The following is a 19,173-nucleotide window of genomic DNA, read 5'->3' as shown; positions in this document are numbered from 1 at the left end:
AGCGAGTCTAACAACACATGCCTGCATCGTCCTCCCCGCTGTGCCTCTTGCGCCTCTCGGCGCTGGGCGATGTGACCCACGTCGTACCGTTGGTTCACACCCTGCAGCACGCGCGGCCGGGGCTCGAGCTGCATTGGGTGATCGACAAGGCCGGCCACAAACTGCTCGACGGCCTGCCCGGCGTCACCTTCCATGTCTACGACAAGAAGACCGGCCTGGCCGGCATGCGCGCGCTGCGCGGCGAACTGCCCGCGGCACCGTTCGAGGCGCTGCTGCAGATGCAAGTGGCGTTCCGCGCCAATGTGCTTTCGGCTTTCATCCCGGCCCGGCGCCGCATCGGCTACGACAAGGCACGCTCGAAGGATCTGCACGGCCTCTTCATCAATGAGCGCATCCCTGACCGTCCCGGCATCCATGTGCTCGATGCCATCGGCAGCTTCTGCGAACCGCTGGGCATGAAGCAGACCGAGGTCCGCTGGAACCTGGCCACGCCGCCGGAAGCCCACGAATGGGCCAATGCCCAGTGGCAGGACGATAGCCGCCCGGTGCTGATGATCTCGCCGTGCTCCAGCCACCAACGCCGCAACTGGTATGCCGACCGCTACGCAGCGCTGGCCGACCATGCTGCCGCGCAGGGCTGGCGGGTGGTGCTGTGCGGCGGCCGCAGCGAGTTGGAACGCAACACCAGCGACGCGATCATCGCGGCGATGCAGCACCCGGTGCTTGACCTGGTTGGCAAGGACACACTCAAGCAGTTACCGGCGCTGTTGGCCCGCGCCGCGCTGCTGGTCACCCCCGACTCCGGGCCGATGCACATCGCCAATGCGGTGGGCACCAAGGTGCTGGGCCTGCATGCGGCCAGCAATCCCGAACGCAGCGGGCCGTATTCGGATCGCCGCTACTGCGTGGACCGCTACGACGACGCTGCACGCCGTTATCTAGACAAGCCGGCCAGCCAGCTGAAATGGGGCACCAAGATCGAATTCGACGATGTGATGTCGTTGATCACCGTGGACGACGGCATCGCCGCGTTCGAGCGCTATCGCGCCGATCACCCTCGCTGAGCCCCGTTCGCACCGCAACGTGAAAGGCCGCCCATCGGGCGGCCTTCGCGCATCACAGCCTGCACACCCCGCTCAGCCGACGCGGTAGTCCTGATAGGACTTCTCTTCCACGTAGCTGGAACCCAGCGCCAGATTGATGGCCTTCTTGATGCGCGCACGCTCATCGTTCTGGATGTAGACGCTGCGCGCCAACTGCACGAAGGCATCGTCGAAAGCCTGCGCCTTCTCCTTCAGGCGGATGTCGTCCTCAATGTCCCACAGCCGTTCGTTGACCGCCTTGAGGTCATCGCGCAGCGCGCGGATGTCCTGCGCTGCGGCCGGGTGCGCGGCCCAGGTACGGTCCAGCGCCGACAGCTCGTTGCGTACGTTGGTCAGCTTGGCGGCATCACTCATGCGCTCGGACTTGATCTGCAGGATCGAGATCTTGTCGAGCAGCTCGCCAAAGGAAACGGGGACAAGGATTTCGGACATGGGAGAAACCTGGGGAACGTGCCGCACAGTTTAGCCCGTCGCCGCAACCAACCCACCGCACCTGCATCGCGTCAGCGATGGCCACGGCCGATAGCGCGCCAACCTTCGTCCGTTGCGATGTTGTATCAGCCCGCTTTTAAACGATAATGAGTCTCATTTCCAAAAAAAGGACTCCCGACAATGCGCGTTGACTCCACCCACTTCCCGCTGGTCCGGCTGGACCATGCCCCGGAGAATGCTGACAACACTGAAACCGTGCTTGCCGACATGTCCGCGCTTCTGGCGCGCGAGCAACCCTTCGTCTATATCGCCAGCGGCGGATTCGACCAGGGGGAACCTGACATCGACGAGCGACGCCTGGTCGCCAGTTGGATGAAGGCGAACAAGCCGGCCATCGTCAAACTGATCAAGGCCCACCTGCATATCACCGCCAACGACGAAGAGCAGCGCAACGCCGAAGCATTCAGCAGATTCTTCGAGAATTTCTGGGGCTACCCGATGCTGATCGTCAGCAATACCGCCGAGGCCGAAGCCAAGGCCAGCGAGCTCCTGCGCTGAACCCTGCGTGCCAGCGCACTGACGTACTGAAATGAAAAAAGCCGCCCGAAGGCGGCTTTTTTCATGTACCTGGCGGAGAGGGGGGATTGATTCGGCGCTACGCGCCTCACCCTTCGGGCGGCTACGCCGTCCTACCGGCTGCGCCGGCGGTCGAACCCCACCGGTGCTTCTCATCCCCCGCCGCCTCGCTTCGCTGGCCATTTTGCGAACGGAAGCGCTGCGAACGTTGGCCCATGAAAAAAGCCGCCCGAAGGCGGCTTTTTTCATGTATCTGGCGGAGAGGGGGGGGGATTGATTCGGCGCTACGCGCCTCACCCTTCGGGCGGCTACGCCGTCCCACCGGCTGCGCCGGCGGTCGAACCCCACCGGTGCTTCTCATCCCCCCGCCGCCTCGCTTCGCTGGCCATCTTGCGAACGGAAGCGCTGCGAACGTTGGCCCATGAAAAAAGCCGCCCGGAGGCGGCTGTTTTCATGTATCTGGCGGAGAGGGGGGGATTGATTCGGCGCTACGCGCCTCACCCTTCGGGCGGCTACGCCGTCCCACCGGCTGCGCCGGCGGTCGAACCCCACCGGTGCTTCTCATCCCCCCGCCGCCTCGCTTCGCTGGCCATCTTGCGAACGGAAGCGCTGCGAACGTTGGCCCATGAAAAAAGCCGCCCGGAGGCGGCTGTTTTCATGTATCTGGCGGAGAGGGGGGGATTCGAACCCCCGAGGCGCTATAAACGCCTGCCTGATTTCGAGTCAGGTACATTCAACCGCTCTGCCACCTCTCCAGATGGTCCCGGCGAACCGGGGTGCGAATGATAAGGGGCATTGGCAATGCCGACAAGGGCTTTTTCACAGCCACGCTCCCAACCGCCGTTGCACGCAACCTTTCCAGTCGCCGACTCCGCCCCGCTGCGACGCTTGCCGTGCACGTCCATGAACGCGATGATGCGTTGCCATCCCGCCGAACCCTGGCCCACCTGGGCATCCATGATCGAATTCGGACACCTCAGCCACGTCGGCCTGCGTCGCCAGCTCAATGAAGACACCTACTACGGTGACGGTGAGTTGAGCCTGTGGCTGGTTGCAGACGGCATGGGTGGCCATGCCTGCGGCGAAGTTGCCAGCGCATTGGCGCGGGAAACCATCGTGCGCGAGATCCGCAACGGCACCGCGCTGACGCAAGCCATCCGCATCGCCGACGAAGAAATCATCCGCACTTCGCGGCGGCGCAACGACAGCCTGCCGATGGGCACCACCGTGGTCGCCGCACGGGTCCAGGGCAACCGCTTCGAAGTGGCCTGGGTAGGAGACAGCCGCGCCTACCTGTGGCGCGACGGCAAGCTGGCCCAGCTCAGCCAGGACCACAGCTACGTGCAGGAACTGATTGCACAGGGCAGCCTCACCGCCGAGCAGGCCCGCGCGCATCCTCACCGCAATGTCGTCACCCAGGCATTGGGCGTCACCGACCCGGCGCACCTCAACGTGGCCACGATGACCGGCGAACTACGCCCTGGCATGCAACTGCTGCTGTGCAGCGACGGCCTGACCGAGGAAGTGGACGACAACAGCCTTTCCGAAGCGCTGGCACATGCCGACTGCAGCGCGCAGGAATGCGTGGATGCACTGGTGGCCGCCGCACTCGATGGCGGTGGCTCCGACAACGTCACCGCCATCCTCGTGCGCTGCCACTGAGGTACAGCGGCGTTGCAGGAGCGCCTTCGGGCGCGAAGCCACCAATGTTCACGATCGACGTGGCAACCGCCATCGCGGCCGGCTCGTTGCACTTGTTGTCTGGCTGACGCCTCAACCGCCATGAGCTTCGCGGCCGTGGCCGCTCCTACGCCAGCCGCGGCTGACATCATTCACGCCGTCTCTGACGGCTCCGGTGCGCGCTCACCATCCCACCAGGCGTGGCCGCTCTTCTTGCGCAGCCGCGCCAACCGGGCCTCGTGCGCTTCCTGCTCCGATGCGGTCACCACCACGCGCGGTCGCGGCAGCAGCACCGACACATCAAACGTCTGCACCTTGCCGGCCGCATTCGTCGTGTTCGACTCCGGCTGACCAAAACCGATCTCCTCCTGCCCGGAGGTCAAGGCGATATAGACGTCAGCCAGGATCTGCGCATCGAGCAGGCCGCCATGCAGCTGCCGGTGCGAGTTGTCCACGCCCAGGCGTCGGCACAGCGCGTCCAGTGAATTGCGTTGGCCCGGGAAACGCTCACGCGCCATCGCCAGGGTATCGGTCACCGTCACCCGCTCGGCCAGGCGCCCCCTGCCCAGCAACGACATCTCGTTCTCGAGGAAGCCCATGTCGAACGAGGCGTTGTGGATGATCAGCTCGGCGCCGTCCACATAGGCCAGGAATTCTTCGACCACTTCCTCGAAGCGCGGCTTGTCGGCGAGGAAATCCAGGGTCAGCCCGGTGACTTCCTGCGCACCGGGTTCAAACTCGCAATCCGGCTTGAGATAGCGGTGGAAGTTATTGCCGCTGGGACGACGTTCCAGCAGCTCCACGCAGCCGATTTCGACCACGCGGTTGCCCTTCTTCCACTCCAGGCCGGTGGTTTCGGTATCAAGGACGATCTGGCGCATGGCTTACCTTCAGTTGCTTGCGGCGCCTTCGCGCGCACGGATTGCTGCATCACGGGCCAATTGGTCCACCCGCTCGTTGTCCGGATTGCCGGCATGGCCCTTCACCCAGCGCCAGTCGATCTTGTGGCGCAGGGTCGCTGCATGCAGGCGCTCCCACAGGTCGCGATTCTTGACCGGGTCGCCGCCGGACGTCTTCCAGTTGCGGCGCACCCAGCCCGGCATCCACTCGGTGATGCCCTGACGCACATACTGCGAATCGGTGGACAGCACGATGTCGCATGGCTCGCTGAGTGTTTCCAGGCCCGCGATCGCCGCCATCAACTCCATGCGGTTGTTGGTGGTGTGCTCTTCACCACCGGTGACCTCGCGCTCATGCCCTTTGTAGCGCAGCAGCGCTGCCCAGCCGCCCGGTCCCGGATTGCCGAGGCAGGCGCCGTCGGTATGTACTTCAATTGACTTCATGTGATCTCGTTGCTGATTCAGGTCGCCATCGGCCGGCGCCAGCCCACTTGGCTGGCTTTCATCGGCCCGATGAGCGCCTCGGTTCTCTTTTCTGCCTCCAGCACGCACAACGCGCGCAATGCCGGCAAGCTCGTCCCTGCCGTCGCACCCGTCTGGCTCCACAACGGCCCGTGGTGGCCAATCGACTGGCAACGCAGCCCCTGTCGCTTCAACAGTACGCGGGTACGCGCCACCGAAGCCGGCTGCGCGCCCTGCCACTGCCAATGCGCCCGATACGGGCTGTAGCGGTTGAGCACGGTCATCCACAGGCGCCCCCCCGGCATCAACACCCGGGCGCATTCGGCCAGCAGAACGTCCAGGTCGGCCGGTGCTGCGTGCTGGATGACGATGGCATTGACGGCCTCGCCCGGCAACGGCAGCGGCAACCCGCAGCGCAGTTCGCCCTGCCAGCCACTACCCTGCCCCCTCCGGTGCAGACGTATGCCGCGTCCGGCAGGCGGTTGATCGGGCACCCAACCCGCGCTGGGCGCCAACCACAACCAGGGTTGCGCCGGCACGCTGCGCAACCTGCCCAGCAGGTACTGATGCTCCCAATCCCGTATCGCCCACGCAGCAGGCATCTCAAACCATGGCGAGACTGACGCTTGACGGGGGGACGGGGCGGCAGGCATTTTCCAATTCTATGCGACTGACCGCCCTGCCTGCATTCCAGGACAATTACATCTGGGCGCTGCAAACGCCCGATGAGCGCACGATATTCGTCGATCCGGGCCAAGCCGGGCCGGTATTCGAAGCGGCCGCCCAAGGCATGCAGCCCGCCGCCGTGCTGCTCACCCACCACCACGACGACCACATCGGCGGCGTGGCCGAACTGCGCCAGCGCTGGCCGCGGCTGCGGGTGTTCGCCCCCGTGGATGAACGCATCGCTTTGGATTGTGAACGGGTCGCCGAGGGCGACCGGGTACAATCCTCCGGCTTCGATTTTTCAGTGATGGCGGTTCCCGGTCACACCCGGAGCCACATTGCCTACCTCGGCCACGGTCATTTGTTCTGTGGCGACATGCTGTTCAGCCTGGGCTGTGGACGCATGTTCGAAGGTACGCCCGCCCAGATGCTGGCTTCGCTCAAGCGAATGGCCGCCCTGCCCCCGGAGACACTGGTCTGCTGCGGGCACGAATACACGCTGGCCAATGCCGTGTTCGCGCGGCATGTCGATCCCACCAACGCGGCATTGCAACGCCGCCAGAAGGAAGTTCAGGACATGCGCAGCCGTTCTCGTCCCACTGTTCCCGCCGTATTGGCCAGTGAACTGCAATGCAATCCATTCCTGCGTACCGCCGATGCCCACATCCGCGACGCAGTCACCACGCGGCTTGGGCAGGCGCCCGCCGACGAGGTGGAAGTCTTCGCCGAATTGCGGCGGTGGAAAGACGGTTTCCGCGCGTGAGGCGGGCCAATCTCTGCCTGGCGCTGGGAATGCTGCTCGGCGTCAGCAGCGCCTCCAGCGCCCAGTCGTTACCTGCCACCGCCGGGCTGACCCAGAACGTCGCAGCACTCGGCGCGCTGCCGATCGACCCCGCCTCATTGCCCCCGGCCACCACCCGCAATGGCCGCGAGATCTTCGCCAACTTCCGTGAAGGCCTGGCCGCGCCGCAGTGCGATGCCGATGCCACCAGCCCACGCTGGCGCAAGCAGTTCGCGCATGCCCCCGCCCGTCTGGGCAATGTCGAAGACGATGCCCTGCCGCTGTTCGGCTACGTCGTCGACGAGCTTCGCGCCGCCAACCTGCCCACCGAGTTCGCGCTGATCCCGTTCGTCGAAAGCGGCTATCGCCCGGGCGCACGGAATGCCAGCGGACCCGCAGGCCTCTGGCAGTTCATCGCCACCACCGCGCGCAACCACCGCGTGCCGATGGAAAAAGGTTACGACGGCCGCCTCTCGGCGGTGGATTCCACCCGCGCTGCGGTGCGTTACCTCAAGACCCTGCACGGCATGTTCGCCGGTGACTGGCAACTGGCGGTGATGGCCTACAACGCGGGCGAATACCGCATCCTGCAGGCCCTGCGCCGCGGCGGCATGAACGCGCAGAACGCGCGCGCAGCCGAGCTGCCCGGCCTGTCTCCGATCACCTATGCGTACGTGGAAAAGCTGCATGCACTGGCCTGCGTACTGGAGCAGGCGGAGAAAGAGCCGGACCTGATGGCCTCGCTCAATCGACCGGTGCCGATCCTCAAGGGCCACACGCTGCCGGCCAACACCTCGCTGGCAAGCTGGTCGGCACAGAACGCACTGGATCCGTCGCGCATCGCACGCCTCAACCCGGCTTTGACCAGCGCACGCGCCGGCAGTCGCGTGCTGGCACCCACCCTGATCGATGACGGCAGCGCGCCAGCAACCGAAATGGTGGCCGGCGTGACTGAAAGCGCTGTCGCTCCGGCGACGAGCCCGGCCGCAGCAGCACCAGCGCGGGTACGCACGGTTGCATCGACCAGCAGCAGCGCACGCCGCCACACCGTCCGCAACGGCGAATCGGCCTGGACGATTGCCCGTCGCTACGGCATTTCGGTCAAGACGCTGCTGTCGTTCAACGACCTTGAAGCCAGCGCGATTCTTCGCCCGGGCATGGTGTTGAGGTTTGAAGACGTGCGCTGATTTCAGCCGTCAGCATGCACCTTGGAAAGCCCGGCCATGTGCCGGGCTTTTTCGTTTTCTGCTTTGCAAGGCCCTAGCGCGCTCTGCCTAACTGTCAGAGTCGACAATCCCACAGCCGGCCGTCCATATCCTGCCGTTGCAAACGGCGTCTGCGGTGCTTTGCGGCCGAGGCTGCCCGTACTGCGGGATCACGCATGAAAGGGGTTCGTGCGGTTGCCATGGAATCGTGCGGTGATGGAATTCCAGCGGCACCCGCTCCGCATCCATTCCACGCAGAACATTCATCCAACAAAAAACCCGGCCAATGGCCGGGTTCCTCGTTTCAATCAGCGCTGACGGATCAGAGCTGGGATTCCTGCACCTGCACCTTGAAGTGCTTGCGCATGCCATCGACATAAGCCTTGGCCGCAGCGGCGCCGTCAATCTGGCTGAGCTGCTGCTTGAGCATGGCCTGCTGCGGTTCCGGCACTTCGGCGATGTTGCCCGGCGTCACCTTAGTCACGGCGAATACGGCATAACGCCCGTCTTCCATCGCGACCTTGCCGTATGTGGGCTTGTCGGCAGCGGCCGGGGGCGCCGCGGCAAATACCGCCTGGTTGGCAGCCGCCGTCGGCATGGGTGCACCGCGCGGCAGGCCCGGGACCGGCAACAGCTGCAGCTTCTCCGCCGGTGCCAGCGCCTGCAGGGTCTGGCCTTCCTTCAATTTGGCCAGAAGCGCGTCAGCCGCCTTGTTCTGTGCTTCCTTGGCGCGGTTGGCACGCACGGCAGCAATCACCTGCTCGCGTGCCTGAGCCAGCGGCGTAGCCTGCTCCGGCGTATGCGAGGTAACGCGGATCATCACGCTGTGGTTCGGTGCGATCTCGATCGGATCACTCACCGTGCCATCTTCCACCAGCGTCTCAGAGAATGCTGCCTTCAGCACCGCCGGGTTGGAAGCGATGCCATTGGCGGTCGCCTCGGTGAACGGCCCCAGCGTCTGCACGGGCAGGCCCACTTCCTTGGCTGCCGGCTCCAGTGCGGTCGGATTCTTGTAGACCAGGTCGACCAGACGGCCGCTCAGATCATTGAAAGCACGCTCGGTGTCCGCCTGCAGCTGCTCGGCAGCCAGCTGGTCGCGCACTTCCTCGAACGAACGGCCTTCGCCGCCCTTGATCTCACGCAGCTGCAGCACGTGGTAACCGAATTCGGTCTTGATCGGGCCAACAATCTCACCGGCCTTCATCGCGAACAGGGCGTCTTCGAACGGCTTGACCATCACGCCCTTCTGTACCCAGCCCAGGTCGCCACCACCGGCCTTGGAACCGGCGTCATCCGAGTTGGCCTTGGCCAGCGCGGCGAAATCGGCACCCGGCAACTTGGCGTCGGCAGCCAGCTTGGCGGCCTTGGCTTCCGCCGCCTTCTGCGATGTCTCATCGCTACCGGCGGAGATCAGGATGTGCGACGCCAGACGCTCGTCGGCACTGACGAAGCGCGCCTTCTCTTCTTCATAACGGCTGCGCAGCGTAGCCTCATTGGCTGCGGCAACAGCAGGCATGTTCGCCGCATTGAGCTCGACGTACTCGATGGACACTGCTTCGCGCTGCAGGAAGTCTTTCGGGTGGGTGTCGTACCACTGCTTGATATCCGCATCGCTGACCGCCGCGGTATCGGCTTCGGCCACCGGCAGCAGGGCGAACTCCACGTCACGCGTCTCGCCCAGCAGTTTCAGCAGGCGCTCGGCCTCGCCCTTGGTGGCGAAACCCGACTGCGCCAGCGCGGTGGGAATGATCGACTGCTGCAGGCTGGTGCGCACCAGCTGCTCGAACATCGCCGGCGTACGCGGCGGCATGCTCTGCGCCAGCGCCATCTTGTATTGATCCGGGTTGAACTTGCCGTCGCGCTGGAAAGCAGGAATACCGGCAATGTACTCACGCACGGCCGCATCACCAATCACGATGTGCGCGTCTTCGGCAGCCAGGCGAACCACCTGCTCGTCGATCAGCTGATCCAGCACGACACGCTTGTTCTCGGTGCTTTCAAACTCGCGCGGATCGAAGTTTTCACCCTGCTGTTCCCGGGCATCCATGCGCGCCTGCTCGAAGCGCGTGCGGAAATCATCCACGCTTACTTCGTGATGGCTCCACAGGAAGGACATCGGCCACCACGAAGGTGCCGAGCGCCACCACGACGGCGGTGCCGAAACCTTGGCCACGTTCTGCGCGCCGACACCACCGAGGTAGCTGTTGTCGATCACGAACAGGAACGGAATCATCAGCAGGCCCATGATCACCGTAACGATCCAGCCTGAGGTCTTGTCGCGAAGTTTCTGCAGCATGGGAAAAATCAGGGCCTATTGGCGAGCCGGGCAGTGTAACCCGCTTCCCGCCCGAGTCCCAACTGGGCCACGGCCAGGTGCGGCGCAAAGAAAAAGCCCCCGGCTTGCGCCGAGGGCTTTTGAGACAACTGGCGGAGCGGACGGGACTCGAACCCGCGACCTCCGGCGTGACAGGCCAGCATTCTAACCAACTGAACTACCGCTCCGAGTTTTGACTCGTCCACCACCGGTAAACCGATGATGCGCATTCCGAGGAATGACTGGATAAATGGCGGAGCGGACGGGACTCGAACCCGCGACCTCCGGCGTGACAGGCCAGCATTCTAACCAACTGAACTACCGCTCCGCATTTAACCTGGTTTGTTTTCTCTCACCCGAGGGCTTGAGAAAACAACGCCCCCGATTGCTCAGGGGCGTGTATGAAGTGGCGGAGCGGACGGGACTCGAACCCGCGACCTCCGGCGTGACAGGCCAGCATTCTAACCAACTGAACTACCGCTCCACTTCTAACGCTCTTACTGGTGATGCTTGGTGGGTGCTGAGGGTTTCGAACCCCCGACCCTCTCCGTGTAAGGGAGACGCTCTACCACTGAGCTAAGCACCCCCGGTGAGCCGCTTAGTTTACAGCGTCCTTAAGGGCTTTACCAGCCTTGAACGCAGGATTTTTTGCAGCGGCGATCTTGATCTCTTCGCCGGTCTTCGGGTTGCGACCGGTGCGCTCTGCGCGCTCGCGAACCTGGAACGTACCGAAGCCAACCAGAGTCACCGTCTCACCCTTCTTCAGGGCCTTGGTGATCTCGGCGATGACTGCGTCAACCGCACGGCCAGCTTCAGCCTTGGACAGGTCAGCAGCGCCGGCGACGCCGTCGATCAATTCGGTCTTGTTCATTCTGTAAAACTCCCTTTGCGGTACATCCGCGGAATAGTTTGGTGGTCACCGCAGGTCTTTGGAAAGACAACGATGACCGGAAGATCATGCAAACACGTCAGCCATGAATCAGCAGGTACGTGAGTCGCACTTTTATACCAGCGCCTCCCTACCCGCGCAAGCTGAAAAGCCAGCAATGACGCGGGTTTCAAGGCATTTTGCGTTCACACTTCAGTGCTTGACGCGCGTAGTGGGAGCTGCCTTGGCCTTGCCTCGCACCGTGACACGCTGCGCATTCTTGCGCGCTTTCTTCGGCGCCAGCGGCGACTCCAGTGCGATGTCCAACACCTCGTCGATCCATTTCACGGGAACGATCTTGAGGTCGCGCGTGACATTGGCCGGGATGTCGACCAGATCCTTGCGGTTCTCATCGGGAATGACGACGGTCCGGATGCCACCGCGCAGCGCGGCCAGCAGCTTTTCCTTCAACCCGCCGATTGCAGTGACGCGGCCACGCAGGGTGATTTCACCGGTCATTGCCACGTCCGCCTTCACCGGCACCTTGGTCAAGGTGGAAACCAGCGAGGTCACCATCGCGATACCGGCACTCGGCCCGTCCTTGGGAGTAGCACCATCGGGCACATGCAGATGCACGTCGTGCTTCTGCAGGAAGTCCACGTCGATGCCAAGGGCTTCCGCACGCGCACGCACCACCGACAATGCAGCGGTTGCCGATTCCTTCATCACGTTGCCCAGCTGGCCGGTCAACGTCACCGCGCCCTTGCCCGGAATTAACGTTGATTCGACCTGCAGCAGCTCACCGCCCACTTCGGTCCAGGCCAGGCCGGTGACCAGGCCGATCTCGTTCTCGTCCTCGGCACGGCCGAAGTCGAAGCGACGCACACCCAGATACTTGTCCAGGTTCGTGGCATCGACCACCACCAGCGCCTTGGGCTTCTTGGCGCCCTTCCTGGTTGCCTTCTTCACCGGCTGCGGGCCGGCCAGAGCGAGCTCCTTGACCACCTTGCGGCAGATCTTGGCCACTTCGCGCTCAAGGTTGCGCACACCCGATTCGCGCGTGTAGTAGCGCACGATGTCACGGATGGCATCTTCCTCGATGACCAGTTCTTCAGCCTTCAAACCGTTGGCCTTGAGCTGCTTGGCCGCCAGGTAACGCGTGGCGATGTTGAGCTTCTCGTCCTCGGTGTAACCGGGGATGCGGATCACTTCCATGCGGTCCAGCAGCGGACCGGGAATGTTCAGCGAATTCGATGTCGCAACGAACATCACCTCGCTCAGGTCCAGGTCCACTTCCAGGTAGTGATCGTTGAATGCGTTGTTCTGCTCCGGGTCGAGCACCTCCAGCAGCGCTGAAGACGGATCGCCACGGAAATCCATCGACATCTTGTCGATCTCATCCAGCACGAACAGCGGGTTCTTGCTGCCGACCTTGTTGAGGTTCTGCACGATGCGGCCCGGCATCGAGCCGACATAGGTACGGCGATGACCACGGATCTCGGCCTCGTCACGCACGCCGCCCAGCGACATGCGCACGAACTTGCGGTTGGTGGCCTTGGCGATGGATTGACCGAGCGAGGTCTTGCCCACGCCCGGCGGCCCGACCAGGCACAGGATCGGCCCCTTCATCTGCTTCACCCGCGACTGCACCGCGAGGTATTCAAGGATGCGGTCCTTGACCTTGTCCAGACCGTAGTGATCCGCGTCGAGGGTGTCCTGCGCGGCCTTCAGGTCCTTGCGCACCTTGGTGCGCTTCTTCCACGGCACGCCCAGCAGCCATTCCAGATAGTTGCGCACCACGGCCGCTTCGGCCGACATCGGCGACATCTGCTTGAGCTTGTTGAGCTCGGATTTGGCCTTGGTTTCCACCGCCTTGGGCATGCCGGCTTCGGCGATCTTGCGCGCCAGTTCGTCCAGCTCACCCGGGGCATCATCAAGATCACCCAGTTCTTTCTGGATGGCCTTCATCTGTTCGTTGAGGTAGTACTCGCGCTGGCTCTTTTCCATCTGCGACTTGACGCGGCCGCGGATGCGCTTTTCCAGCTGCTGCACGTCGATTTCGCCATCAACCAAGCCGACCAGCATTTCCAGGCGGTCGCCGACCAACAGTGTTTCCAGCAGCTTCTGCTTGTCGGCCAGTCGCACACCGATATGCGCGGAGATGGTGTCGGCCAAGCGCGCCGGCTCTTCGATACCGGCCAAGGTCTGCAGCAGCTCCGGCGGCAGCTTGCGATTGGTTTTGACGTACTGCTCGAACAACGACATCAGCGAACGGGCAATCGCCTCGATTTCGCGTGATTCACGCGACTCGTTCGCTTCGATTTCGGTACCGTGGCCCTGCAGCGCGCCGTCCTGCTCGTAGACCTTGTCCACGCTCACACGCGACAGGCCTTCGACCAGCACCTTGATGGTGCCGTCGGGCAGCTTCAGCAACTGCAGCACCTGGGCCAGCGTACCAACCGTGTACAGATCCTCGGCGGTCGGGTCGTCGGTCTCGGCGGACTTCTGGGCCACCAGCAGGATGCGCTTGTCCGCTTCCATGGCGCGCTCCAGCGCCTGCATGGACTTGTCACGTCCCACGAACAAGGGGATGACCATGTGCGGGAACACCACCACGTCGCGTAGTGGCAGGACCGGCAGGTCGAGAACTTCGAGTTGGGACTGGGCCATGGGGGCGGGCTCCGCAGGTATCAGGAAGGGCCAAATAAAAAAGCCGATGGCCCCGTTATGGGGCCATCGGCGAGGTGTTGCAAGAGGCGCTGGAAGCTGAACGTGAACAGGCAACAGCCCAATTCATGCCCGGCTGCTGCAGGCTCAGTCCCCGGATGCGGCCTTGGCCGGTGCCGGTGGTGTTTCGTAGATGATGTACGGCTCGGATTTGTTCTCGATGACCGACTCGTCCACCACTACCTTGCTCACGTTTTCCTGTGACGGCAGCTCGTACATCGTGTCCAGCAGCACCGATTCAACGATGGTGCGCAGGCCACGGGCGCCGGTCTTGCGCTTGAGCGCCTTCTTGGCGATGGCCGACAACGCGTCCGGACGGAATTCCAGCTCCACGTTCTCCATCTCGAACAGCTTCTTGAACTGCTTGGTGATGGCGTTCTTGGGCTCGGTCAGGATCTGGATCAGCGCCGGCTCATCCAGCTCTTCCAGCGTCGCCACCACCGGCAGGCGGCCAACGAACTCCGGGATCAGGCCGAACTTGATCAGATCTTCCGGCTCGACTTCAGCCAGCACCTTGCCGATTTCCTGCTTGCGTTCGGCGCTCTTCACCTTGGCACCGAAACCGATGCTGCTGGTGTCCGAGGAGCGCTGCTGGATCACCTTGTCCAGGCCAGCGAACGCGCCGCCGCAGATGAACAGGATGTTCTTGGTGTCCACCTGCAGGAATTCCTGCTGCGGATGCTTGCGACCGCCCTGCGGCGGCACGCTGGCCACGGTGCCTTCGATCAGCTTCAACAACGCCTGCTGCACACCTTCGCCGGACACGTCACGGGTGATCGACGGGTTCTCGCTCTTGCGCGAGATCTTGTCGATTTCATCGATGTAGACGATGCCCTGCTGCGCCTTCTCGACGTCGTAATCGCACTTCTGCAGCAGCTTCTGGATGATGTTTTCCACGTCCTCACCGACGTAACCGGCTTCGGTCAGCGTGGTGGCATCGGCCATGGTGAACGGCACGTTGAGCAGGCGCGCCAGCGTTTCGGCCAGCAGCGTCTTGCCCGAACCGGTCGGTCCGACCAGCAGGATGTTGGACTTGGACAGCTCGACGTCGTCGCTCTTCTGACGGCTCTCGATGCGCTTGTAATGGTTGTAGACAGCAACCGCCAGCGTACGCTTGGCGCGATTCTGGCCAATCACGTACTGATCCAGGACCTCGAGGATCTCGCGCGGCTTGGGCAGCGAACTGCGTGCCGACTGCGCCTTTTCCTCAAGCTCCTCACGGATGATGTCGTTGCACAGCTCCACGCATTCATCACAGATGAACACGCTCGGGCCCGCGATCAGCTTGCGTACCTCATGCTGACTCTTGCCGCAGAACGAGCAGTACAGAATCTTGCCGCTGCTGTCCCCGGAACGACCTTGCCGGTCTTCGCTCATGCTTCGCTTACCCAGTTGCTCCCCCTCTGATCAGGGGGTTCGAATTCGAGAATAGCACAGGGCCGGAGGGACATCAGTCCCGTTCCGACCCTGCAAAAAATGCCGTACTTTCGGCCACTTGCGCCATCAGGACGGCTGGATCGACTCTTCCGGACGGCGCTCCAGCACCTGGTCCACCAGACCATAAGCCACGGCCTCGGCTGCGCTCTTGAAGTTGTCACGCTCGGTATCGCGCGCGATGACCTCCAACGGCTGGCCGGTGTGCTTGGCCATCACCTCATTCAGGCGCGAACGCAGGGTGAGGATTTCACGGGCATGGATGTCGATATCCGTGGCCTGGCCCTGGTAGCCGCCCAGCGGCTGGTGGATCATCACCCGCGAGTTCGGCAGCGCATAACGCTTGCCCGGCGCACCGGCAGACAGCAGCAGTGCGCCCATCGAGGCAGCCTGGCCGATGCAGGTGGTGCTCACGTCCGGCTTGATGTACTGCATGGTGTCGTAGATCGCCATGCCAGCGGTGACCACGCCACCAGGCGAGTTGATGTAGATGCTGATTTCCTTTTCCGGATTTTCCGACTCAAGGAACAACAGCTGCGCCACCACCAGGTTCGCCATGTGATCGTCGATGGGACCGACGAGGAAAATCAGGCGCTCCTTGAGCAGGCGCGAATAGATGTCATAGGCGCGCTCGCCGCGGCTGGTCTGCTCGACCACCATCGGAACCATGTTCAATGCTTTGGTTCGGTTGTCCATTTCGTGAGGCACCTATTCTTGGGAGGACACACCCCGCGCCGAAGCGCGGGGACGTAACGCCCGCCGATTACTGGCGGATGGCTTCCTGGAACGACAGCGCCTGCTCGGTGTGCTGTGCACGCTCGGCGATCCAGTCGATGACCTGCTCTTCCATCACGCGGTTCTGCAGGCCAGCCATAAGCTGGGGATCATTGCGGTACATCTCAATGACCTGGTCCGGCTCTTCGTAGGTGGAAGCGATCAGGCGCATGGTTTCGTTCAGACGCTTGGGATCCAGGCGCAGCTCGTTCTTGCGGGCCACTTCACCGACCAGCAGGCCGACCAGCACGCGCTTGGCAGCGGCGTCCTTGAAGCCTTCATGGGCATCGGCCGGGACCTGGCCCGGGTTGCCACCCTGGCGGCGGATGGCTTCCACCTGCTGGGCCAGCATCGAACGGGCTTCGTTCTCGACCAGACGCGGCGGCAGTTCGACCGAGGAATAGGCGGCGATCAGCTGCTCACCCACTTCGCGGCGCAGGCGGTTCATCAGCGCGCCCTTGAGCTCGCGCTCCAGGTTGGAACGGATGTCGGCACGGAACTGCTCCACATCACCGTTCTTCACGCCGAAGCTCTTGATGAAGGCAGCGTCCACTTCCGGGATTTCCTCTTCGGAAACCTCGGTGACCTTGACCGTCACCTGGACCGTCTTGCCGGCCAGCGCCGGCACGCGCCAGTCAGCCGGGAACTCGACGTCCAGCGTCTTTTCCTCGCCCTTGGCCAGGCCGATCAGGCCCTGCTCGATCTGCTCGAACATCATGCCCTGGCCGATGATGATGGTGCCCTTCTCGCTGCCTTCCGGCGGCAGACGCTCATCGCCGGCCTGCGACCAGGTCTCCAGGCCAACCAGATCGCCTTCCTGGGCGCCACGGGTGACCGGCTTCCAGGTGCGACGCTGCTGGCGCAGGTTGGTGATCATCTGATCGATGTCGGCATCGCTGATTTCAGCGGTGTGGCGCACCACGGTCAGCTTGGTGACGTCGACGTCGCCGAAGTCCGGGATCAGTTCGACGGTGGCCACGAAGTCGAATTCGCCTTCGCCGGCCTTGTCGATGCGCGGGTTGCCGGCAATACGCAGCTCATGCTCGCGCAGGGCGGCATCGAAGGTTTCACGCAGCAGGCCGTCCATCGCCTCGGCGCGCACCTGCGGCCCGAAACGCTGTTCGATCACCTTGGCCGGCACCTTGCCAGGGCGGAAGCCCTTGATCCGTGCGGTACGCGAGATTTCGCCCAGACGGCCATTGATGTGGCTCTGCAGACGGTCTTCCGGCAGCGAGAAGCTCAGGCGGCGTTCCAGGTTGCCGGTGGATTCGATCGAAGCTTGCATGTGGACTCCTGCCACCGGAGGCATCTGCCCCGGCACGATGTGATGGTTGAAACGGTTGTGAGTAAGCGGGTCTGCGCCGCAGCCCTTTAGTTTGGCCGATATCGCCCGTCACCGCCAGCAGTGGCGGGCAGGCAATGACATCAAGGAACGCCCAGGGCGGGCAGAGAGGACCGGGCAATGGTGCGAAAGGGGGGACTCGAACCCCCACGCCTTGCGGCACTGGAACCTAAATCCAGGGCGTCTACCAATTCCGCCACTTTCGCAAAGCCGGTTCAGGTCGCCATTGTTGCAGGCACGTCCGCAAAGCGGAAGCCGACAGCATGGCGGATAAAGAAAAGCCACCGGATCGCTCCGATGGCTTCAAACTGGTGGGCTGTCAAGGATTCGAACCTTGGACCTATTGATTAAGAGTCAACTGCTCTACCAACTGAGCTAACAGCCCTGAAACTCTGGGTTCGGATTCTACCCGTGAGGCGATTTCCGCACCAGCCCCAAAACACCGGGCTTACATAAAAAGGAAAAAGCCAGCAAATTGCTTTGCTGGCTTTTTGATTTGGTGGGCTGTCAAGGATTCGAACCTTGGACCTATTGATTAAGAGTCAACTGCTCTACCAACTGAGCTAACAGCCCTGAAAATCAGGAGGCGAATCTTACCGCACCCTTCTTTTTTTTGAAACCCCGGATTTCACACCGTTGTTTCTTTTTGTTCAGTGGGGTGGCTGAGGGGATTCGAACCCCCGACCACCGGAATCACAATCCGGTACTCTAACCAACTGAGCTACAGCCACCACTGAAAAACAACTTACCTACCGCTTGCACCAATTGGCGCGCCCGACAGGAATCGAACCTGTAACCGCCGGCTTAGAAGGCCGGTGCTCTATCCAGTTGAGCTACGGGCGCTCTGAACCGGATTGTCGCAATCCAACGCGCATTGAGTGCATCGGATGGTCGGGGTAGAGGGATTCGAACCCCCGACATCCTGCTCCCAAAGCAGGCGCGCTACCAGACTGCGCTATACCCCGGCGGTGAATCTCTCGGGTTACCCCGCGAAGTCGACTATTGTCGGAACTGCGGCCGAATCTGTCAACGACAATTTTCACTTCGATGGATGCGGGTATGCTTTTGCGCTGTACCTCTTCACAACCCGCCATGGAGCACGGCATGCGCAGCGGCAATCCAGCCCTTTCCGAATCTACCTTCCTCGATCTTGGCAGCGGCAGCGTGGTCTCACGCGGCGCCGATGCAATGACCATCAACGGCACCGTCAGCAAGACCAGCATCCTGTTGCTGCTTGCGGTGATCACGGCCGCTTTCGCCTGGAACAACACGCTCACCGACAGCGGTGAGCTGGCCGCCGCCGGCCGCCTGTATCTGTGGGGCGGCTTGATCGTCGGCTTCATCCTGTCGCTGGTGACCATCTTCAAGAAGACCTGGGCCCCGGTCAGCGCGCCGCTGTATGCGCTGGCTGAAGGTTTTTTCCTGGGTTCGATCTCGGCCATCTACGAAGCCCGCTTCAACGGCATCGTGTTCCAGGCGGTGATCCTGACCTTCGGCACGCTGTTCGCACTGCTGTTCGCCTACCGCAGCGGGCTGATCAAAGCCACCGAGAACTTCAAGCTTGGCGTTGTGGCTGCAACCGGCGGCATCGCGCTGGTGTACCTGGCGACCATCGTACTGGGCATGTTCAACATCCAGATCCCCTTCATCCACGAATCAGGCCTGATCGGCATTGGCTTCAGCCTGTTCGTGGTGGTGATCGCGGCACTGAACCTGGTGCTGGATTTCGACTTCATCGAAAGCGGCGTGGAAGCCGGCGCACCGAAGTACATGGAGTGGTACGGCGCGTTCGGCCTGATGGTCACGCTGGTGTGGCTGTACCTCGAGTTCCTGCGCCTGCTGTCGAAGTTGCAGTCGCGCAACTGAGGTTGATGTGATGCCGGAAAGAAAGGGCGCCGTCAGGCGCCCTT

At 62.8% G+C, this 19,173-nt stretch carries 16 protein-coding genes, 11 tRNA genes and 3 other RNA genes; 6 read left to right on the top strand and 24 right to left on the bottom strand.

Annotated elements, in window-relative coordinates; genetic code table 11:
- The first annotated feature begins 17 nt into the window (after positions 1–17).
- On the top strand, positions 18–1,064 hold the full coding sequence (locus ABB26_RS08210) for a glycosyltransferase family 9 protein (RefSeq protein ID WP_057633175.1): 1,047 nt from the start codon (positions 18–20) through the stop codon (positions 1,062–1,064).
- Between the two features lie 72 nt (positions 1,065–1,136).
- Here the strand turns inward: ABB26_RS08210 and ABB26_RS08205 are convergent, their stop codons facing one another.
- Positions 1,137–1,535, bottom strand: a complete 399-nt coding sequence (locus ABB26_RS08205; protein WP_057633174.1) for a DUF6165 family protein — start codon at positions 1,533–1,535, stop codon at positions 1,137–1,139.
- A gap of 180 nt (positions 1,536–1,715) precedes the next feature.
- Between ABB26_RS08205 and ABB26_RS08200 the strand changes: the two genes are divergently transcribed.
- Positions 1,716–2,093, top strand: a complete 378-nt coding sequence (locus ABB26_RS08200; RefSeq protein WP_057633173.1) for a hypothetical protein — start codon at positions 1,716–1,718, stop codon at positions 2,091–2,093.
- 70 nt (positions 2,094–2,163) lie between these two features.
- Here ABB26_RS08200 and ABB26_RS18600 read toward each other — a convergent pair.
- The 4 genes from ABB26_RS18600 to ABB26_RS08195 all read right to left on the bottom strand — a co-directional run bounded on the left by ABB26_RS18600 (position 2,164) and on the right by ABB26_RS08195 (position 2,866).
- Positions 2,164–2,288: non-coding RNA, RtT sRNA (locus ABB26_RS18600), on the bottom strand.
- An 81-nt stretch (positions 2,289–2,369) separates the two neighbouring features.
- Positions 2,370–2,478, bottom strand: a non-coding RNA gene (locus ABB26_RS18595) — RtT sRNA.
- A 93-nt stretch (positions 2,479–2,571) separates the two neighbouring features.
- A non-coding RNA gene (locus ABB26_RS18590) (RtT sRNA) lies at positions 2,572–2,697 on the bottom strand.
- A 78-nt stretch (positions 2,698–2,775) separates the two neighbouring features.
- Positions 2,776–2,866, bottom strand: a tRNA-Ser gene (locus tag ABB26_RS08195).
- 202 nt (positions 2,867–3,068) lie between these two features.
- On the opposite strand from ABB26_RS08195, the gene ABB26_RS08190 reads away from it, so the two are divergent.
- Positions 3,069–3,773: a PP2C family protein-serine/threonine phosphatase gene (locus ABB26_RS08190; RefSeq protein ID WP_057633200.1), complete on the top strand. Its 705-nt coding sequence runs from the start codon at positions 3,069–3,071 to the stop codon at positions 3,771–3,773.
- Between the two features lie 170 nt (positions 3,774–3,943).
- On the opposite strand, the gene dnaQ is transcribed toward ABB26_RS08190, so the two are convergent.
- The 3 genes from dnaQ to ABB26_RS08175 are packed head-to-tail and all read right to left on the bottom strand — an operon-like array spanning position 3,944 to position 5,754.
- The gene (dnaQ, locus tag ABB26_RS08185) at positions 3,944–4,672 is read right to left on the bottom strand and encodes a DNA polymerase III subunit epsilon (RefSeq protein ID WP_057633172.1); all 729 of its coding nucleotides are present in this window, start codon (positions 4,670–4,672) and stop codon (positions 3,944–3,946) included.
- A 9-nt stretch (positions 4,673–4,681) separates the two neighbouring features.
- Positions 4,682–5,134 carry a ribonuclease HI gene (rnhA, locus tag ABB26_RS08180; protein WP_057633171.1) on the bottom strand — a complete coding sequence of 151 codons (453 nt, stop codon included), beginning with the start codon at positions 5,132–5,134 and terminating at the stop codon, positions 4,682–4,684.
- Between the two features lie 17 nt (positions 5,135–5,151).
- On the bottom strand, positions 5,152–5,754 hold the full coding sequence (locus ABB26_RS08175) for a class I SAM-dependent methyltransferase (RefSeq protein ID WP_245626166.1): 603 nt from the start codon (positions 5,752–5,754) through the stop codon (positions 5,152–5,154).
- 62 nt (positions 5,755–5,816) lie between these two features.
- On the opposite strand from ABB26_RS08175, the gene gloB reads away from it, so the two are divergent.
- Both gloB and ABB26_RS08165 read left to right on the top strand, forming a co-directional pair.
- Positions 5,817–6,581 carry a hydroxyacylglutathione hydrolase gene (gloB, locus tag ABB26_RS08170; RefSeq protein WP_057633169.1) on the top strand — a complete coding sequence of 255 codons (765 nt, stop codon included), beginning with the start codon at positions 5,817–5,819 and terminating at the stop codon, positions 6,579–6,581.
- Positions 6,582–6,610: 29 nt separating this feature from the next.
- Entirely contained in the window at positions 6,611–7,786 is a 1,176-nt protein-coding gene (locus tag ABB26_RS08165) for a lytic transglycosylase domain-containing protein (protein WP_161809021.1), read from the top strand.
- Between the two features lie 340 nt (positions 7,787–8,126).
- Here ABB26_RS08165 and ABB26_RS08160 read toward each other — a convergent pair whose 3' ends face one another.
- The 16 genes from ABB26_RS08160 to ABB26_RS08085 all read right to left on the bottom strand — a co-directional run bounded on the left by ABB26_RS08160 (position 8,127) and on the right by ABB26_RS08085 (position 18,228).
- Positions 8,127–10,100, bottom strand: coding sequence for a peptidyl-prolyl cis-trans isomerase (locus ABB26_RS08160; protein WP_057633167.1), 1,974 nt, complete (start codon positions 10,098–10,100; stop codon positions 8,127–8,129).
- Between the two features lie 129 nt (positions 10,101–10,229).
- A tRNA-Asp gene (locus ABB26_RS08155) sits at positions 10,230–10,306 on the bottom strand.
- A 63-nt stretch (positions 10,307–10,369) separates the two neighbouring features.
- A tRNA-Asp gene (locus ABB26_RS08150) sits at positions 10,370–10,446 on the bottom strand.
- A gap of 79 nt (positions 10,447–10,525) precedes the next feature.
- Positions 10,526–10,602: transfer RNA gene (locus ABB26_RS08145), tRNA-Asp, on the bottom strand.
- Positions 10,603–10,629: 27 nt separating this feature from the next.
- Positions 10,630–10,704 (bottom strand) — tRNA-Val (locus ABB26_RS08140).
- Between the two features lie 12 nt (positions 10,705–10,716).
- A complete protein-coding gene (locus tag ABB26_RS08135) occupies positions 10,717–10,989 on the bottom strand; it encodes an HU family DNA-binding protein (RefSeq protein WP_057633166.1) in 273 nt (90 codons plus the stop codon).
- A 210-nt stretch (positions 10,990–11,199) separates the two neighbouring features.
- On the bottom strand, positions 11,200–13,656 hold the full coding sequence (gene lon / locus ABB26_RS08130; RefSeq protein WP_057633165.1) for an endopeptidase La: 2,457 nt from the start codon (positions 13,654–13,656) through the stop codon (positions 11,200–11,202).
- A gap of 144 nt (positions 13,657–13,800) precedes the next feature.
- The gene (gene clpX / locus ABB26_RS08125) at positions 13,801–15,090 is read right to left on the bottom strand and encodes an ATP-dependent Clp protease ATP-binding subunit ClpX (protein WP_057633164.1); all 1,290 of its coding nucleotides are present in this window, start codon (positions 15,088–15,090) and stop codon (positions 13,801–13,803) included.
- 126 nt (positions 15,091–15,216) lie between these two features.
- Entirely contained in the window at positions 15,217–15,843 is a 627-nt protein-coding gene (gene clpP / locus ABB26_RS08120; RefSeq protein ID WP_057633163.1) for an ATP-dependent Clp endopeptidase proteolytic subunit ClpP, read from the bottom strand.
- A 67-nt stretch (positions 15,844–15,910) separates the two neighbouring features.
- Positions 15,911–17,206: a trigger factor gene (gene tig, locus ABB26_RS08115; RefSeq protein WP_057633162.1), complete on the bottom strand. Its 1,296-nt coding sequence runs from the start codon at positions 17,204–17,206 to the stop codon at positions 15,911–15,913.
- A gap of 178 nt (positions 17,207–17,384) precedes the next feature.
- Positions 17,385–17,469 (bottom strand) — tRNA-Leu (locus tag ABB26_RS08110).
- Between the two features lie 103 nt (positions 17,470–17,572).
- Positions 17,573–17,648, bottom strand: a tRNA-Lys gene (locus ABB26_RS08105).
- Positions 17,649–17,760: 112 nt separating this feature from the next.
- Positions 17,761–17,836 (bottom strand) — tRNA-Lys (locus ABB26_RS08100).
- 81 nt (positions 17,837–17,917) lie between these two features.
- Positions 17,918–17,994: transfer RNA gene (locus ABB26_RS08095), tRNA-His, on the bottom strand.
- A 35-nt stretch (positions 17,995–18,029) separates the two neighbouring features.
- Positions 18,030–18,106: transfer RNA gene (locus tag ABB26_RS08090), tRNA-Arg, on the bottom strand.
- A 45-nt stretch (positions 18,107–18,151) separates the two neighbouring features.
- A tRNA-Pro gene (locus ABB26_RS08085) sits at positions 18,152–18,228 on the bottom strand.
- A gap of 139 nt (positions 18,229–18,367) precedes the next feature.
- On the opposite strand from ABB26_RS08085, the gene ABB26_RS08080 reads away from it, so the two are divergent.
- Positions 18,368–19,129 carry a Bax inhibitor-1/YccA family protein gene (locus tag ABB26_RS08080; RefSeq protein ID WP_057633199.1) on the top strand — a complete coding sequence of 254 codons (762 nt, stop codon included), beginning with the start codon at positions 18,368–18,370 and terminating at the stop codon, positions 19,127–19,129.
- Positions 19,130–19,173 lie beyond the last annotated feature (44 nt).

Origin of the sequence: Stenotrophomonas humi, assembly GCF_001431415.1 — a bacterium.
In the GTDB taxonomy this organism is placed as follows: Bacteria; Pseudomonadota; Gammaproteobacteria; order Xanthomonadales; family Xanthomonadaceae; genus Stenotrophomonas; species Stenotrophomonas humi.
The sequence above is the reverse complement of the archived record's forward strand: the minus strand, read 5'-3'. Positions and strand labels throughout refer to the sequence as shown.